Below are 15,353 nucleotides of genomic sequence, written 5' to 3' on the forward strand. Positions count from 1 at the left end.
ACACCGGAAAGGAGGAACCAGCGCCATGGGACTGCTGACCAGCCTGCTCACCCTTCCCGCCGCCCCCGTGCGGGCCGTCGTCTGGGCCGCCCAGCGGGTCGAGGAGAAGGCCGAGGAGGAGTACTACGACCCGGCCCCCGTCTGGCGCGAGCTCGCCGACCTGGAGCGGCGCCTGCTGACGGGGGAGATCGACGAGGACACCTTCGACCGCCGGGAGGACGAACTGATCGATCGGCTCACAGAGATCGAAGAGTTCCGCCGGCGAAGTCCCTGACAGGGAAGCGAGGCCGACATCGTGTCCGAGCCACTACCCGGCCGACTCGGGTCCTTCCCGTCCCGGGCCGCCCCGATGCCGTACGGGCAAAGCACCTCCAGCCTCGCCGACATCCTGGAAAGAGTCCTCGACAAGGGCATCGTCATCGCCGGCGACATCCGCATCAACCTTCTCGACATCGAACTGCTGACGATCAAACTCCGGATCCTGGTCGCCTCCGTGGACAAGGCGAAGGAGATGGGCATCGACTGGTGGGAGCACGACCCCTCGCTCTCCTCACGTCACACCGGCAGCCCCCTCGAGCAGGAGAACCGCCGACTGCGCGCCGAGTTGGAGGCCCTGCGCCGCGAACGCTCCGACGGCCAGGCGATCCCCCCGGGCGCCACCGGTGAGGAACCGGAAGGGGAAACAGGCGGTGGCACCGCACGGGAGCGCCGGCCATGACCACAGCCGACGACGCCCTCACCTACGTCTACGCCGCAGCCCCCCTCACGGAGGCTCTCCGCGACGCCCTGAACGGCCTCCGAGGCATCCACGGATCCCCTGTCCTGTGCGTCACCGCACCACCCGCCAACGGCACCGGAACCGGCGCCCCGTCGCCGCCCCTGGCCTTCGCCACCAGCCACGTACCCGAGCGTGAGTTCAACGAAAGGGCGCTGAAGAACCACTTCGAGGACCTGGAGTGGCTCGAGGAGGTCGCCCGCGCCCACCACGATGTCGTACAGGCGCTCTCCACCCGCACCACGGTCCTGCCCCTGCGCATGGCCACCGTCTACCAGGACGACGACCGCGCCGCCCAGGCTCTCGCCGAGCAGCACCACGCGTTCGCCGACAGACTCGCCCAGCTCAGCGCCCACACCGAATTCGGCGTGAAAATCTATCTGGCACCCACCGCGGCCCCGGCCGACACCGAAGCTGCCACCGACGCTTCCCTCACTCCCGGCAAGGCCTATCTCCAGCGCCGCAGGGCCCAGCACGACGCGCAGGAAGCCGTGTACCGACAGGCGCAGCGGGCAGCCGAAGTCGTCGGAGCCATTGCCTCCCGATACGCCACGCAGCATGTACGGCACCCCGCCCAGAGCGGCGCGCTGACCGGGCCCGCCGAGAACGTGCTCAACGACGCCTACCTCGTCCCCGATGCGTACGCGGAGCCCTTCCGAGCCGCCATCGAAGAGGCCGTCGGTCAGTTCGACGGCATTCGTGTCGAGGTGACCGGACCTTGGGCGCCCTACTCCTTCGCCATGCCGCCGGCCGAGAGCCGGCACGCGGCCGACGAGGGTGAGGAGCGCGGCTGATGACCCTCGCGGAGCACGGAGAACCGCTGCCCGGGCGCCAAGTGGCGCTGGTGGACCTCCTCGACCGGCTGCTCAGCGGCGGGGTGGTCGTCACCGGCGACATCGTTCTGTCGATCGCCGACATCGATCTCGTCCGCATCTCGCTGCGCGCCCTCATCGTGTCCGTCGGAGCCGAGAACCGCCCGGCCGCGGGCGGCCCAGGAGTGCGGCCATGAGCGCGGAACATCCCGAGCGGGACCACAGTCCGGCGCCAAACCCCGATCCGGGGCTGGGGGACGTCAGCGACTCGATGGCGCGGGCATTCCGCCTTGTCCAGGCGCCGCCCACCCCGGACGAAGCACTCCCGCGCGCTGCCCACCGGATGTACACCGACCGCGACACGGTCGAAGAGGACCTCCTCAAACTCGTCCTCACCCTGGTCGAACTCCTGCGCCAGCTCATTGAGCGCCAGGCACTGCGGCGCGTGGACGCGGGAGACCTCACGGACGAACAGGAGGAGGAACTGGGAGCCACGCTCCTGGCACTCCATGACCGACTGGCCGACCTGTGCGCCCAGCACGGCTACACACTGGAGGACCTCAATCTCGACCTCGGCCCGCTGGGCCCCCTCCTACCGCCCCGGACCTGAACAACCTGAACAACAGTCAGGTCGAACCGGATCGGAAAAGGGGACCCGCCAGGCCGAGTTCCTCACCGCGTACGCCCCGGAGGGCCAGGCCCTGTCGGCCTACCTGCGGGGGAGCGAGGTGTTGACGATCGGGAGCTTCTTGGTCACGCCCGCCACGTAGAGGTCCCGCGGAGCCGTGCGCAGCACGAACTTGTCGTCGTAGCCCCGGACGCGTACGGACATCACGAAGAAGCCGTCCTCCTCGGTGGTCGTCTTCACGCGGTCCTCGTTCTCCCAGTAGGTCTGCAGGAAGACCTCGGTGCCCTCGCGCTCGACGCCTCTGGGGAGGGTGACCTTGCCCTGGATGGTGAAGATGGTGCCCTTCTTCACCCTCTTCTTGTTGACCGTGTAACTGACGGAGCTGGTCTTGGCCTTGGCCGCCACGCTGGTGTCCGCGTAGTAGCCGTCCTGCGGGGTGTTGGGGTCGCCGTCCTCGTCGTACATGGCGGTGATGTCCACCTGGTGCTGGACGTTGAGCAGGCTGCTGCCGGTCATGTGGTCGATGTTGACGTTGCGGATGCTGAACTTCCCGTTGGCGTCGGTGACCGGCTTGCCCAGGTCGCGCGGCTCGTAGTAGGTGGGGTCGATCGGGTCACCCCACGGATTCCAGGTGGTGAAGCGGACGACTTCCTGGATGGTGACCGGGATGCTGGGCGCCGGAGTGCCGTCGGCCTTGGTGACGGTGCCGGTGACGTTGACATGGCGGCTGCCGTAGGTGGTGCTGGTCGGGTTGGTGGTCACGGTCAGCTTGTAGGCGCGGACCGGATCGGCGGCCGCGGGCTTCGCCGCGGCGGAAGCGGGTACGGAGAGGGCGCCTGCGGCGAGCAGGAGCGCGGCGGTGGCGGCAAGCCGCGTCGACATGGAATTCCTGGGCATGGTCCAACTCCAAGTGCGGTCGGGACTGGAGGAGTTGCGCCCGGGCGGTAACGGTTCCGCCGAGACGCAGGTGTGTGACACATCAGGTTCGACAGGCGAGGAGGCGCGGTGGTTGTCCTCGTCCGGGCTCTGTTACGCGGCTGTGGCAGAGGTGGTTTTTACGGCGTCTGCGGCATGCCACGGTGGCCGCGGCCCTCGTGTGTGGATGACGCGATGGTATGGCTGAGGAGGCGCGGGCGGCGGCGGCAGATCGAGCCCGTGCCGTGGCGATCACTCTCGCGACGGGGGACGCGAGTGACGGCGTGACGAGCAGCGCGTACTACCGCTGAACGGGCGCACATAGGCACTCGCGGCATTCGCGAGTCGCGGCGGGCAACCAGAGGCGTGCCAGGGGGATACGGGGGCACACGGCTCTCACCCTGTCGAGAGGAGCCGCTCCATGCTTGGGATAGCAGCGGCAGTACTGTTTTTCATCGCCTTCCTGATCAACGCCGCCGAGATCACGACAAGCGATGCCTTCTCCTCCACGAACGTCATGCTCCTTGGCCTGACGCTCCTGGCCCTGCATGTAGCGGGCATCGGGAATGGGTGGTCCGGGCGCAGGCGCTGAGGCCGGCGGACTGAGATCGGTGAGGGCTCGAAACATTCGAGAAAATGGGTCTGGAGCATTTGCTTCGAGCTTCGGGGGCTCATCAATTTCACTCATCGCCACCTCGCTCTGTCGAGCGCAATGCGTCATTGAGCAGGGAAAATGTTCGTCGAGTATTACCGTCGGCGCCTTCGAATGTTTCGAATCGGTTACCGAAACCATTGACACCTGACGTGTCCCGGCCAACACTGTCGCGTGTTCTGCTGCCCCCATCGGTCCCATGAGGACGAGGAGGAAACACGCACATGAACAACGCACCCGCACGCGTATCCCGGCTCAGGCTGCTCATCAGTGGCGTCTGCACCATGCTGATGGTCGCCGTGGCCGCACTGACCATGCCCGGCACCGCTCAGGCCGCCACCGTCATCACCTCGAACCAGACCGGCACCAACAGCGGTTACTACTACTCGTTCTGGACCGACTCGCCGGGCAGCGTCTCCATGACCCTGAACAACGGCGGCAACTACAGCACTTCATGGCGCAACACCGGAAACTTCGTGGCCGGCAAGGGCTGGAGCAACGGCGCACGCAGGACCGTGAACTACTCGGGCAGCTTCAACCCGTCCGGGAACGCCTACCTGGCGCTGTACGGCTGGACCGCCAACCCGCTGGTCGAGTACTACATCGTCGACAACTGGGGCACCTGGCGGCCGACGGGACAGTACAAGGGCACCGTCACCAGCGACGGCGGCAGGTACGACATCTACATGACCACCCGCTACAACGCCCCGTCCGTGGAAGGCAATCGCACCTTCAACCAGTACTGGAGCGTCCGGCAGACGAAGCGGACCGGCGGCACCATCACGACCGGCAACCACTTCGATGCCTGGGCCCGCGCGGGAATGCCCATGGGTAGCTTCAACTACTACATGATCCTCGCCACCGAGGGTTACCAGAGCAGCGGCAACTCCAACATCACGGTGGGCTAGCCGTGCCTGTCCTGAAGGCGAGGCGTCTGCCGCTGCTTGCCGCTGCCGCTCTGGCCGCCGCCACCGCCCTCACCGGGCACACGGTGGCCCCGGCGCAGGCCGCTGCCTGCAACGGGTATGTCGGGCTCACCTTCGACGACGGCCCGTCCACCAGTACGACGGCCCTGCTGGGCGCCCTCACGCGGAGCGGGCTGCGGGCCACGATGTTCAACGAGGGCCAGTACGCCGCCGCCAACCCGGCTCTGGTCCGCGCCCAGGTGAACGCGGGTATGTGGGTCGGCAACCACAGCTACACCCACCCGCATCTCACCCAGCTCGGCCAGTCCCAGATCGACTCGGAGATATCCCGGACCCAGCGGGCCATCGCCAACGCGGGCGGCGGCACTCCGGTGCTGTTCCGCCCGCCGTACGGCGAGACCAACGCGACGGTGAAGGCGGTCGCCGCCAGGTACGGGCTGACCCAGATCATCTGGGACGTCGACTCGCAGGACTGGAACGGCGCCAGTACGGACGCGATCGTGGGGGCCGCAGCCCGGCTCACCAACGGGCAGGTCATCCTCATGCACGACTGGCCGGCCAACACGATCGCCGCGGTTCCACGCATCGCGCAGGGCCTGACCGGCCGCGGTCTGTGCGCCGGGAAGATCTCCCCGGTGACCGGACGAGCCGTCGCACCTTAGCCGGCCCTGCCCGGCGCGGCGGAACCCCGCAACACCGCACCGTTGGCGCGGCGGCCCCCAGCCGCCGCGCCAATTCCTGTCCGGCCGGACCGGAGATCTGCCGGCCACGCCCTCAGGATCCGGCCTCTAGGCGGCGCCCGGTCTCCGCGGCGAAGTCGTCGAGCAGGGCGAAGGTGCGCGCCGGCTGTTCGAGGTGGGGCAAGTGGCCCGCTTCCGCCACGACTTCGAACCTGGCGTCCGTGAACGACGCGGCGTACTCCTTGCCATAGGCCGGCGTCGCGATGCGGTCGCTCTCGCCCCACAGCACGAGGGCGGGGACGGTGATGGCCGCGAGACGGGGGCGGAGGGTGGGGTCGCTCATCGCGGGGCCGCCGGAGAAGACGCGCAAGGCTGCCATGTTGGCCTGGATGACGTCGCGCCGCTCGGCCGGGACGGCTGCCGGGTCGACGTAGAACCGCTCGGAGTCGTGGAAGGCGTACTCGGCCACACCCCGTGCGTCGAGCGCGAAGAAGTCCTGGAGCGGTTCGCCGTCGACCTCGATGCCGACCGAGTTCAGCAGGACGATCCCGCTGATGAGGCCCTCCGTGTCGGCCGTGGCCAGCTCGGCGGCGATCCAGCCGCCCAGCGAGGAGCCGATGACCAGGACGTCGGACAGGTCGCGCTCGCGCAGAAGGCGCAGGTAGGCGGTGGCGAGGTCGGCCACGGTGGAGAAGTCGGCGGGCCTGGGGGTGCCGTTCCAGCCCGGGTGGGTGGGCAGCAGGGTGTGCGCGGACGTGGCGAAGTGTTCGGCGATCGGGGAGACGGTGGCGGGGCCACCACCGCCGTGCAGGACGAGAACGGGGCGGCCGGCAGCGGGGCCGGATTCGGCGAGCGTCAGGTCTGGAGTCATGACCAGGACACTAACTAAAGATGTTTATATAAGCAAGTTTAGTCAGAGTGTTAGCCTGGTCGGCATGGCCGTTGAACCGCAGATCCTCGGAAGGGCCGTGAAGGCCGCCCAGTACCGCCAGCACCGCGCGCTCGACAGCCGACTCGCGTCGGTCGGCAGCACACTCGCGCAGTGGGACGCGCTCCGTGCGATCGCCCGCACACCCGGCGCCAGTGCTCGGGAGCTCGCGGCGGCGACCTTCCAGAGCGAGCAGGCGTTCGGCACACTCGCGGGACGGCTGGTGGCCCTGGGGCAGGTGGACCGGCGTCCCGGGCACGGCCGGAGGTTCGAGCATCACCTCACTCCTGATGGCGAGCGGGTCCTGAAGGCGGGCCACGAGGTGGCGGACTCGGTACTCGAGCAGTGCTTCGAAGGTCTGGCGGAGACGGAGCGGGAGACTTTGCTCGGACTGCTGCGGAAGCTCGAGGAGCGGCCCGAAGCCGAAGGCGGTCGCTAGCCCGACCGGTCCCTACCTGCTCCTCGGCTCGGCGGCCCGTGGACGGGCGTACTCCTTGGCCTCGTCCAGAGGCTCACGCCCGCAGGCTGTGGAACTCCCGGTAGGACGGAGGTATCCGGCGGCCGAGGCGCTCCTCCATCGCCGCGATCCGCTCCTTGGAAGCGGGCGGGAACCCCAGCCACCGCGCCCGCCGGGCGGTCTCGTCGTCCTCGCTCCGTGACTCGCGATCCGGCAGGGAATCCGCCCCCTCCCCGCTCCACCTGATCAGGAAGGGCCGCCAGCCGAATGCCCTCGTCTCCGTCATACGTCCGATGCTGCCACCCACCACTGACATCGCTCCGCCGCGAGAGCGCAGTCCGGCGGCTGGCTGAACCGGTTCGGCCCGGTCGGCGCCGAAGCGTAAAGCGGCAGGGCAGGGGCATCCGAAGGTGGTTCGTCCGACGAGGAGGGAGCCCATGGACAGCGCCACCGCTCCGGCCGGCACCGGCCGCACCATCACCAGCTCGATCCCGGCCCGCCTCGACCGCCTCCCGTGGTCGCGCTGGCACTGGACGATCGTGATCGGTCTCGGCACCGTCTGGATCCTCGACGGCCTCGAGGTCACGGTCGTCGGCAACATCTCCGCCCGGCTCTCGGAGCCCGGCAGCGGCCTACCGATCACCTCCGGTCAGGTCACCGGAATCGCGGCCGCCCTCTACGTCGCGGGCGCCTGCGTCGGCGCCCTCTTCTGGGGCCGGATGACCGACCGCTTCGGCCGTAAAAAGCTGTTCATGATCACCCTGGCGGTCTATCTGGCCGCCACCGCGCTGACCGCTGTGTCCTTCTCGACGTGGTGGTTCTTAGCGTTCCGCTTCCTCACCGGCTTCGGCATCGGAGGCGAGTACGCGGCCATCAACTCCGCGATCGATGAGCTCATCCCGTCGTTCTACCGCGGCCGGGTCGACCTCATCATCAACGGCAGCTTCTGGATCGGCGCGGTCGGCGGCTCACTGCTGTCGATCGTCGCGCTGAACACGGACATCCTGCCGAAGGACGTGGGCTGGCGGCTCACCTTCGGCCTGGGCGTGGTCCTCGGCCTGGTCATTCTCGTCGTACGACGGCATGTCCCCGAAAGTCCACGCTGGCTGCTGATCCACGGCAGGGAACGGGAAGCGGAGGAGATCGTCTCCGACATCGAGCGGAAGGTCGAGTCCGAGCTGGGCGAACCGCTGCCGGAGCCCGAGAACGAGATCACCATCCAGCAGCGCAAGGCGGTCGGCTTCGGCGAGATCGCCCGCACGGTCTTCGCGACCTACCGCAAGCGCAGTGTCCTCGGCTTCTCCCTCTTCATCGGGCAGGCGTTCCTCTACAACGCGATCACCTTCGGCTTCGGCGCGATTCTGACCACTTTCTTCGACGTCCCGACCGGCAACACGGGCTACTACTTCGCCGTGATCGCGGTCGGCAACTTCTTCGGCCCGCTGCTGCTCGGCAAACTGTTCGACACGGTGGGCCGTCGGGTGATGATCTCCTCGACCTATCTGCTCTCCGGCGTACTGCTGTTCGGCACGGCCTGGCTGTTCGACCGCGGCTCGCTGACCGCGACCACCCTGACGGCCTGCTGGTGCGCGGTGCTGTTCTTCGCCTCGGCGGGCGCCTCCAGCGCCTACCTGACGGTCTCCGAGATCTTCCCGATGGAGACACGGGCCATGTCCATCGCCTTCTTCTACGCCCTCGGCACCGCCGCCGGTGGCATCACCGGACCGCTGGTCTTCGCCGACCTCACGTCGTCCGGCGTGGTCGGCGACACGGTGCTCGCCTTCCAGATCGGCGCCGCTCTGATGTGCGCGGCCGGTCTCGTCGCCGCGTTCCTCGCGGTGAACGCCGAGCGCCGCTCGCTGGAGGACATCGCCAGGCCTCTGTCGGCGGTGGCGTCGGCCTCGGCGAAGGCCAAGGGCAAGGTGACGGCAAGGTGACGGGCAAGGCGAGGGGCAGGGCTGCGGACAGCGTGCCGGGCGAGGGGCCGAGTTCGGCTCCGGCGCAGGGGGCGCGGCGGAAGGTGAGTCGGGGCGTACCAGCGTGACGTTCAGCGTCCTTTTTGGTGCCGTTCCGCCCGGCCGGTGCGGGGGCGACGGTAGCGCCGGGGGTGACGAAGGTGATGCCGCGTGTCAGGAGCCGGCGATCATCGTGGAGAATCAATGCCATGAGTGAGAACGTCTACTTCCAAGTTTCCGCCAACGGTGAGGACCTCGGCCGCATCGTCTTCCGGCTGTTCGACGATGTCGTGCCGAAGACCGCCCGTAACTTCCGCGAGCTGGCCACCGGCCAGAACGGGTTCGGCTACAAGGGTGCCCCCTTCCACCGCGTCATCCCCGAGTTCATGCTGCAGGGCGGTGACTTCACCAACGGCAACGGCACGGGCGGCAAGAGCATCTACGGTGAGAAGTTCGCCGACGAGAACTTCCAGCTCAAGCACGACCGGCCGTTCCTGCTGAGCATGGCCAACGCGGGTCCGAACTCCAACGGCTCCCAGTTCTTCATCACCACCGTGGTGACCTCGTGGCTCGACGGCAAGCACGTCGTCTTCGGCGAGGTCGTCGAGGGTGCGGACGTCGTCAAGACGATCGAGGCCCTCGGCAACCGCTCCGGCACCACCTCGAAGAAGATCGTCATCGAGGAAAGCGGCATCGTCCCCGCTGTCTGAGCAGTCGTACGTCGGGGGGCGCCCGTACAGCGCCCCGACGGCCCACGTGCGTGGGCACCACGGCGGCCCGGGCCCGTCCTTCAAGGCGGACCCGGGCCGCCGTGGTGCGCTCCCGGGTGCGTACGGGCCTGGTGGCATCGCCCGCGCAGGAGGACAACACGCCTGAAAATCGTGTACGCCACCCGTACGCCATTGGTACGTGATCCGTACGCTTCACGTTACTGTTGCGTCTGTTGCGTGACAGGGAGGCGTTGGATGTCCGAGTTGTTCGAGCGGATCGACGCACTGGTTGCGTCCCGGTCCCCGCTGCCGCCGCCAGCAGAGCGCAAGCGGCTGCGCACCGCGCACGGCCTGACCCTGGACGAGGTGGCCGAAGCCCTCGCGGTGCGGCGGGCTACCGTCAGTGGCTGGGAGTCGGGCAGGACAGAGCCAAGGCCGCCCGAGCGCGACGCGTACGCCCGACTGCTCAGGCAACTCGCGGAGCTTTACCCCGCCGAGGCCGGCCCCGTGGCGCCCGTCCAGGACACGGCCGCTCGCACCACAACCACGAGTGCTCCCGCCCCGGCTCCGGAAGCGCCCCCTGTGCCCCCCGACCCGGCGCCCGAGCCGGCGGACACGACGGCCGGACACAACGCTCCGCCCAGCCCCGCCGCTCCGGCCGCCGCTCCCCGTCCGGCGCGCACCACCAGTCCGTCGCCGACGTCGTGGCGCTCGGGCACAGCGAAGGCCACTAAGGCCGTGAAGGCCGCGAAGGCCACCGCTTCGACAGCGGCCGAGGCCGACCCGCGTTTCGCCAACGGCCCGTTGGCGGTCGTCGACTGCGAGGACGGGCACGTGTCGGCGTACTGCGTCGGCGGTCTGGTCCTGGGCGTGCCCGCCAAGTCGTTGCCGGCCCTGGTCGACTGGACGCTCGCCGAGGCGCGCCTCGGTCAGGCCCGCCTGCACCGCAACGGCCGTGACGCCGACCCGGTCCTGGTCCTCACCCCCGCCGCGCTGGAGCGCTACGGCCTGCCCGTCGCCCTGTCGGACGACGAGCGGCGCGCCGGGCGGCTCGCGGACAGCCACAAGGTGGTCAAACAGATCAAGAGGGCTGAACTGCAGCTCACCCAGCGTGGGTTCGGGCCATGGGCCCGAATCTTTCGCGATCCCGACGGTGCCAAGCGACGCTGCGTACAGCTGTGCGTACCGTCCTGGAACGCGCTGGACGCACGGGAATGGGACGACAAGGACGACCCGAAAATCCCGGCCATGCACCCCGCCGACCTGGCCCGGTACCTCGGCACGTACGCGCAGTTGGTGACGACGCCGCGCGGCACCGCCTCGACGACCGGCCTGGAGCTGATGACGGCGCTGCGCCCGCCGACCCGTGCGGAGAAGGACGAGGCCACCGGCAGGTTCGAGCGGGCGTTCAACGCGGACGCGCTGACGGCGGTGTACGACGTCGTGGAGTGCGAGGTCCCGGACGAGCACCCGATCCTCCGGGGGAAGTTCGCCCGTCACCACCTGCGCACCCAGGACCAGATGCTGACGGAGGAGCCGTACGACTGGTGCCGGGAACTGACCGACGACGAGTGCATGAAGCCGTACCTGGTCGTGATCGACGTGAACCTCGCGTTCGCGGCGGCCGCCAACGGCCTCACGGTCGGCCTGGGTGGCCCCACCCACCTGACGAACCGTCCGGCGTTCGACCCGAAACTGCCCGGCTCGTGGCTGGTCGACCTCTCCCACGTCGACCTGTCCCGCGCGAGGGTCAACGGTCGTACGGTCGACGCCGACCGGCTGCCCAGCCCGTTCACCCCGAGGGGCGACCGGCCGACGGGGCCTGCCTGGTACGCGACGCCCACCGTGGCGTACGCCGTGGAGCTGGGCTTCGAGGTCGCGCCGATCGAGGCATACGTGCGCCCGCAGTCCGGCCGCTACCTGGACCCCTGGTACAACCGGCTGCGCGACGCGTACGTGACCGTGATGGCCGACCTCGGTGTGACCACGTCCATGGCCGACGCGGAGTTCCTGGACGCGATGGCCCGCGCCAAACACGTGGACCCGACGATGGCGCTGCTGGCGAAGGCGATCAAGGCGACCGCCAAGGGCGGCATCGGCAAACTGCGCCAGCGCAACCGCGGCCAGGTGCCCTACTACGAGCCGTGGCCCGCGCTGAAGCGGGAGACGTGGCGCCCCGACATCCGGGCCGCGGTCCTGGCCAACGTCCGGGTCGGCATGCACCGCAAGCTGATGAAGACGGCCGCCGCGGCCGACCTCTACCCGGTCGCGATCGGCACCGACGCCATCGTCTACCCCTCCGCCGGCCCCAGCCCCCTCGATGTCCTGCCGTACACGCCCGAGGGCAAGCCCGCGCCGGGCACGTTCCGGCTCGGGGTCTCACCGGGGATGGTCAAGCACCAGGGCACCCAGACCGTGCTGTGGGCGGAAGCGCAATTCGAGGAGAACGGCGGCGCGTTCAACATCGCCAACCTCATCAAGAATGACCCGACCGCCGGCGAAGGGGAGTAGCCGACCATGGCCGACTCGCTCCGGGACAGCCTGGACCGCGCGCTGGAAGGGGCGTTCACCCGCCGCATCCCGCAAAGCGCCCAGGCGCAGATGAGGTACCTGGTCAAGCAGCTCAAGGGCACCAAGGCCGTCGCGCAGGCGCTCGGGGTGTCCCAGCGCACCGTGGAGCGGTACGTCGCCGGCACGTTCAAGCGGCCACGCCACGACCTCCGCGAGCGCATCGAGCGGGAGGTTCGGCAGCGATGGCAACCGCAGATCCGGGCCAAGGCCAAGAAGAAGGCCGCCAGCACTGATGGCCTGGTCGTGAACACCCGGGCCCGCTTCGGGTTCACCGCCGCGCCCGGCACGACCGACGACGCCCGGATCCGGGACATCACCCAGGCCCTGCCGCCGCGCTGGGCGGACCGCCTCTTCGAGGCCCGCGACGCCGGCGCCACCGAGCGGCAGCTCCAGCACATCGCGGCCGAAGGCCTGGCGGAGATGTACTTCAGGAACAACAACACCCGCGCCCAAGGCCTGGGCGTGGAGTTCACCGACGTGGAGCACATCCAGATCGACCTGTAGGGGCACAACCTTCGGGCGGGGTGAACGGTCTCATGACTGACCGGGCAGCAACGGGTCGGGAGTACTCGGGAGTACGGGCCCTCGCTGCACCCACGTAGACAACGGGGGAGCAGTCATGAAGACAGGGAAGACCGGGAAGACAGGTACGTACCTCAGGATCGCGATCGTCGCGGCGCTCACGGCAGCCACGGTGACTGTCGCTCCAGCCGCGGTCTCCGCGGCGGACGGTGCGGCTTCCGCCGCGTCGGCCCCGGGCCGGGTCTCGGCCCCGGCCTGGCACACCTCTTCGGCGGGGACTCTCTCTGACAACTCCTCGCTATTCGACATCGCGTCGGTCGGTCCTGACGCAGCCTGGGCGGTGGGTGCCCAGTACGTCGGTGGCGTCAGCGAGGGCGTCATCCTGCGCTGGAACGGCAGTACATGGCAGCAGGAGTCCGCCCCCGCGGTGCCGGAGACCGGCGTGTGGCACGCCGTGGACGGGGCGTCCGCGCACGACGTCTGGGCGTACGGCTGGGACCAGGTGGGCGAGACGCTGGCCCACTTCGACGGCAAGGGGTGGACACAGGCTCCGCTGCCTGAGGAGAAGGGCTACGGCTTCGCGAAGCTCGCCGCCGTCCCCGGCAGGGTCTGGCTGGTGAGCGATACCGCGATCAACACCTACGCCCACGGTGCCTGGCAGAGCACGCCCATCCCGCACGGCGTCTTCATCAGCGCCATCGAGGCGCGAAACTCCCACGATGCCTGGGCGGTCGGGCAGTTCGCGTACGCGGGCCAGCCGAGCCGGTCCGTGCTCCTGCACTGGGACGGCCGTTCGTGGACCGAGACCGCGCCGGCCGGCAGCGACCTCTTGGCCACCGCCGTGTACCAGGAGTCCGCCCGCAGCGTCTGGGTCACCGCTCTCGCCCCGTACGTCGAGGACGAGCCGCAGAAGACCAAGGTGCTGCACTGGAACGGCCGCACCTGGCGCGACGTCACCGGCCCGGTCGACGGGCTGCACGCCAGTTCCATCACAGGCGACAGCAAAGGCACCGTCTGGGTCTCGGGCGACCCCTACGGCTACGAGGGCACCGCCCTGTACTGGCGCCTGCGGGACCGCGTCTGGACCTCCGTGGAGGGCGACGCGGTCCCCGGTGGCCAGACCCAGGCGTACCGCATCGAGGCCCTCGCGCCCACCGGCCGCGCGGGTAAGTTCTGGTCGGTGGGCTCCTACACACTGATCACCGGAGAGTCCACCTCCGCCCAGTACGAGCTGATCCAGCGTTCGACTCGCTGACCGGCACGTAGGCTGGCCCCGGACTCGGCGTCATGTGCCTGCCTGGGCAGAGGCCCGTGGCGGTGGCGGGGTTCGCCGGTGACGGCGGTCGGCCGGACGAAGGAGACGGTGTCGGATGGGCGGCGATGTTCTGCGCTGGGGCGAATACCGCAGCATGCCGTGGAAGAACGGCGGCGGCATGACCAGGGAGGTCGCGTCGGGCGCCGTGCAAGGGCCCTTGGCCCCGGCGGAGCCGGAGGACGGCTTCGACTGGCGGGTGAGCGTCGCGGACGTGGACGCGGGAGGCCCCTTCTCTTCCTTTCCCGGGATCGACCGCGTGATCACCCTGGTCGAGGGCGAAGGCATGGTGCTGACCGTGGACGGTACCCCGCATTCGGTCAGCCCGTTGAGCCCCTTCGCCTTCTCCGGCGAGGCGACGACCGACTGTCGGCTGGAGGCGGGTGCGGTGCGCGACATGAACGTGATGACCCGCAGGGGCCGGGCGACGGCACGAGTGCGGATCGTCGCCGTCCCCGCCGCAGGGGGGACGGAGATGGCGTGCGCGGCGGGCGAGACCCTACTCGTCATGGCCCTCACTGAGGGGATCGCCGTCGGCGGACCGGACGAGCAGGGGAGGGCGCTCGGCCGTCTCGACTGCGTACCTTACGAAGGCCCGGGCGCACTGACTCTGCAAGGCGACGGCACGGTGGCCGAGATCAGGATCACCGCGGCGCGCTAACGCGCTGGTGAGGTCGTTGGCGAAGCCACCTCCTTCTCCTTCTCCTTCTCGTGAGCTCGTCGCCCGCCGGGTGTCATGCGAGCCAAGCGGACTTCTTCGGACGGGTGTGCGGGGAGCTGTCGGTGCCGCCGGGCGCGGCCGTGTGGCCCAGGTAGCGGTGCACGGAGTGGATGCTCATCGCGCCTTCGCCGACCGCGGAGGCCACGCGCTTCACCGAGCCGCTGCGGACGTCGCCGGCGGCGAACACGCCAGGCAGGCTGGTCTCCAACGTCAGGCAGCCGCGGCCCTCGCTCTGCCACAGCTCGGGAACGGAGCACGCCTGCGCCTCCGCGCCGGTGAGCACGTAGCCGCGCGCGTCTAGGGCGAGCGCGCCGGACAGCCACTCGGTGTGAGGGTCCGCGCGGTGAAGACGAACAGTGCCCGCACCGCGAGGTCGCGGTGCTCGCCCGTACGGTGGTCGACGACGGTGACCGCCTCCAGCGCCTTGTCGCCGAGTGCCTCGGTCACCTCGGTGCGCAGCAGGACGCGCACCCGCGGGTCGCGCTCGACCTGGTCGATCAGGAGAGGACACCGGCGAGGACAAGCGGCCGGTCGGACGTGGCCTGCGCGGCGGTGACCGCGGCATCACGCAGCCGTGTCGTGAGCCCGGCCAGGTCCTCATCAGCGGCTTCCCATGGGACGACTGTGACCGCCTCGTCGCCGCCCAGAGCATCCACGCAGACCTCGGCCCACTCCTCGGCCGGCCCGTCGTGAGCTTGTTCCGCTTTGACGGACACCATCGGTGTGGTGGTCAGGCTGCGAGTGCGGTCTCGTATTCGGCGGGACTGCGATAGCCGAGGCTGCTGTGCA

18 protein-coding genes and 2 pseudogenes are annotated in these 15,353 nt (G+C 69.4%); 15 read left to right on the forward strand and 5 right to left on the reverse strand.

Translation table 11 applies throughout. The features are described 5' to 3' along the window. Positions 1-25 precede the first annotated feature (25 nt). Genes ADL01_RS17735 through ADL01_RS17755 form a run of 5 tightly spaced genes read left to right on the forward strand, consistent with a single transcriptional unit; the run spans position 26 to position 2,197 of the window. Positions 26-274, forward strand: coding sequence for a gas vesicle protein GvpG (locus ADL01_RS17735; protein WP_053742974.1), 249 nt, complete (start codon positions 26-28; stop codon positions 272-274). Positions 275-295: 21 nt separating this feature from the next. Further along, positions 296-718: a gas vesicle protein gene (locus ADL01_RS17740; RefSeq protein WP_053742975.1), complete on the forward strand. Its 423-nt coding sequence runs from the start codon at positions 296-298 to the stop codon at positions 716-718. Next, positions 715-1,569, forward strand: coding sequence for a GvpL/GvpF family gas vesicle protein (locus ADL01_RS17745; protein ID WP_053742976.1), 855 nt, complete (start codon positions 715-717; stop codon positions 1,567-1,569). The genes ADL01_RS17740 and ADL01_RS17745 overlap by 4 nt, the downstream gene beginning before the upstream one ends. Next, positions 1,569-1,784 carry a gas vesicle protein gene (locus ADL01_RS17750; RefSeq protein ID WP_053742977.1) on the forward strand — a complete coding sequence of 72 codons (216 nt, stop codon included), beginning with the start codon at positions 1,569-1,571 and terminating at the stop codon, positions 1,782-1,784. The genes ADL01_RS17745 and ADL01_RS17750 overlap by 1 nt, the downstream gene beginning before the upstream one ends. Further along, positions 1,781-2,197: a gas vesicle protein K gene (locus ADL01_RS17755; RefSeq protein ID WP_053742978.1), complete on the forward strand. Its 417-nt coding sequence runs from the start codon at positions 1,781-1,783 to the stop codon at positions 2,195-2,197. The genes ADL01_RS17750 and ADL01_RS17755 overlap by 4 nt, the downstream gene beginning before the upstream one ends. Positions 2,198-2,296: 99 nt before the next feature. Here the strand turns inward: ADL01_RS17755 and ADL01_RS17760 are convergent, their stop codons facing one another. Continuing rightward, positions 2,297-3,112, reverse strand: coding sequence for a hypothetical protein (locus ADL01_RS17760; protein ID WP_053742979.1), 816 nt, complete (start codon positions 3,110-3,112; stop codon positions 2,297-2,299). A gap of 439 nt (positions 3,113-3,551) precedes the next feature. Between ADL01_RS17760 and ADL01_RS45360 the strand changes: the two genes are divergently transcribed. From ADL01_RS45360 to ADL01_RS17770, 3 genes are all read left to right on the forward strand, one after another. Then, positions 3,552-3,722, forward strand: a complete 171-nt coding sequence (locus tag ADL01_RS45360) for a hypothetical protein (protein WP_199834853.1) — start codon at positions 3,552-3,554, stop codon at positions 3,720-3,722. 284 nt (positions 3,723-4,006) lie between these two features. Continuing rightward, complete coding sequence (locus ADL01_RS17765) at positions 4,007-4,690, forward strand: glycoside hydrolase family 11 protein (RefSeq protein ID WP_053742980.1); 684 nt, start codon at positions 4,007-4,009, stop codon at positions 4,688-4,690. An 11-nt stretch (positions 4,691-4,701) separates the two neighbouring features. Further along, positions 4,702-5,370 carry a polysaccharide deacetylase family protein gene (locus ADL01_RS17770; protein WP_053742998.1) on the forward strand — a complete coding sequence of 223 codons (669 nt, stop codon included), beginning with the start codon at positions 4,702-4,704 and terminating at the stop codon, positions 5,368-5,370. 112 nt (positions 5,371-5,482) lie between these two features. Here the strand turns inward: ADL01_RS17770 and ADL01_RS17775 are convergent, their stop codons facing one another. Continuing rightward, positions 5,483-6,259, reverse strand: a complete 777-nt coding sequence (locus ADL01_RS17775; RefSeq protein ID WP_053742981.1) for an alpha/beta fold hydrolase — start codon at positions 6,257-6,259, stop codon at positions 5,483-5,485. A 64-nt stretch (positions 6,260-6,323) separates the two neighbouring features. Between ADL01_RS17775 and ADL01_RS17780 the strand changes: the two genes are divergently transcribed. Then, on the forward strand, positions 6,324-6,755 hold the full coding sequence (locus ADL01_RS17780) for a MarR family winged helix-turn-helix transcriptional regulator (RefSeq protein ID WP_053742982.1): 432 nt from the start codon (positions 6,324-6,326) through the stop codon (positions 6,753-6,755). Positions 6,756-6,846: 91 nt separating this feature from the next. Here the strand turns inward: ADL01_RS17780 and ADL01_RS17785 are convergent. Continuing rightward, positions 6,847-7,059: pseudogene (locus ADL01_RS17785) on the reverse strand (SMI1/KNR4 family protein); the annotation flags it as partial. 151 nt (positions 7,060-7,210) lie between these two features. On the opposite strand from ADL01_RS17785, the gene ADL01_RS17790 reads away from it, so the two are divergent. The 6 genes from ADL01_RS17790 (at position 7,211) to ADL01_RS17815 (ending at position 14,504) form a co-directional block, all read left to right on the forward strand. Next, positions 7,211-8,710, forward strand: a complete 1,500-nt coding sequence (locus ADL01_RS17790; protein ID WP_053742984.1) for an MFS transporter — start codon at positions 7,211-7,213, stop codon at positions 8,708-8,710. A 227-nt stretch (positions 8,711-8,937) separates the two neighbouring features. Next, positions 8,938-9,438: a peptidylprolyl isomerase gene (locus tag ADL01_RS17795; protein ID WP_053742985.1), complete on the forward strand. Its 501-nt coding sequence runs from the start codon at positions 8,938-8,940 to the stop codon at positions 9,436-9,438. Positions 9,439-9,693: 255 nt separating this feature from the next. Further along, entirely contained in the window at positions 9,694-11,949 is a 2,256-nt protein-coding gene (tap, locus tag ADL01_RS17800; RefSeq protein WP_053742986.1) for a telomere-associated protein Tap, read from the forward strand. Positions 11,950-11,955: 6 nt separating this feature from the next. Next, on the forward strand, positions 11,956-12,513 hold the full coding sequence (gene tpg / locus ADL01_RS17805) for a telomere-protecting terminal protein Tpg (RefSeq protein ID WP_053742987.1): 558 nt from the start codon (positions 11,956-11,958) through the stop codon (positions 12,511-12,513). Positions 12,514-12,628: 115 nt separating this feature from the next. Continuing rightward, entirely contained in the window at positions 12,629-13,786 is a 1,158-nt protein-coding gene (locus ADL01_RS17810; RefSeq protein WP_053742988.1) for a hypothetical protein, read from the forward strand. A 115-nt stretch (positions 13,787-13,901) separates the two neighbouring features. Next, positions 13,902-14,504, forward strand: a complete 603-nt coding sequence (locus ADL01_RS17815; protein ID WP_199834854.1) for a HutD family protein — start codon at positions 13,902-13,904, stop codon at positions 14,502-14,504. 73 nt (positions 14,505-14,577) lie between these two features. On the opposite strand, the pseudogene ADL01_RS42110 reads toward ADL01_RS17815, so the two are convergent. After that, a pseudogene (locus ADL01_RS42110) lies at positions 14,578-15,065 on the reverse strand (NAD(P)/FAD-dependent oxidoreductase); the annotation flags it as partial. Continuing rightward, positions 15,062-15,353, reverse strand: a 292-nt coding sequence (locus tag ADL01_RS44765) for a hypothetical protein (RefSeq protein WP_234354679.1), incomplete at its 5' end; no start/stop codon positions are given. The gene ADL01_RS44765 and the pseudogene ADL01_RS42110, both read right to left, overlap by 4 nt.

Origin of the sequence: Streptomyces sp. NRRL WC-3618, assembly GCF_001280005.1 — a bacterium.
GTDB lineage: Bacteria > Actinomycetota > Actinomycetes > Streptomycetales > Streptomycetaceae > Streptomyces.

Excerpts from the sequence above, each read along its gene's own strand:
- ADL01_RS17735 (WP_053742974.1), top strand. The coding sequence starts at position 26 with ATGGGACTGCTGACCAGCCTGCTCACCCTTCCCGCCGCCCCCGTGCGG.
- ADL01_RS17745 (WP_053742976.1), top strand. The coding sequence starts at position 715 with ATGACCACAGCCGACGACGCCCTCACCTACGTCTACGCCGCAGCCCCC.
- ADL01_RS17750 (WP_053742977.1), top strand. The coding sequence starts at position 1,569 with ATGACCCTCGCGGAGCACGGAGAACCGCTGCCCGGGCGCCAAGTGGCG.
- ADL01_RS17755 (WP_053742978.1), top strand. The coding sequence starts at position 1,781 with ATGAGCGCGGAACATCCCGAGCGGGACCACAGTCCGGCGCCAAACCCC.
- ADL01_RS17760 (WP_053742979.1), bottom strand. The coding sequence starts at position 3,112 with ATGCCCAGGAATTCCATGTCGACGCGGCTTGCCGCCACCGCCGCGCTC.
- ADL01_RS45360 (WP_199834853.1), top strand. The coding sequence starts at position 3,552 with ATGCTTGGGATAGCAGCGGCAGTACTGTTTTTCATCGCCTTCCTGATC.
- ADL01_RS17765 (WP_053742980.1), top strand. The coding sequence starts at position 4,007 with ATGAACAACGCACCCGCACGCGTATCCCGGCTCAGGCTGCTCATCAGT.
- ADL01_RS17775 (WP_053742981.1), bottom strand. The coding sequence starts at position 6,259 with ATGACTCCAGACCTGACGCTCGCCGAATCCGGCCCCGCTGCCGGCCGC.
- ADL01_RS17780 (WP_053742982.1), top strand. The coding sequence starts at position 6,324 with ATGGCCGTTGAACCGCAGATCCTCGGAAGGGCCGTGAAGGCCGCCCAG.
- ADL01_RS17790 (WP_053742984.1), top strand. The coding sequence starts at position 7,211 with ATGGACAGCGCCACCGCTCCGGCCGGCACCGGCCGCACCATCACCAGC.
- ADL01_RS17795 (WP_053742985.1), top strand. The coding sequence starts at position 8,938 with ATGAGTGAGAACGTCTACTTCCAAGTTTCCGCCAACGGTGAGGACCTC.
- tap (WP_053742986.1), top strand. The coding sequence starts at position 9,694 with ATGTCCGAGTTGTTCGAGCGGATCGACGCACTGGTTGCGTCCCGGTCC.
- tpg (WP_053742987.1), top strand. The coding sequence starts at position 11,956 with ATGGCCGACTCGCTCCGGGACAGCCTGGACCGCGCGCTGGAAGGGGCG.
- ADL01_RS17810 (WP_053742988.1), top strand. The coding sequence starts at position 12,629 with ATGAAGACAGGGAAGACCGGGAAGACAGGTACGTACCTCAGGATCGCG.
- ADL01_RS17815 (WP_199834854.1), top strand. The coding sequence starts at position 13,902 with ATGGGCGGCGATGTTCTGCGCTGGGGCGAATACCGCAGCATGCCGTGG.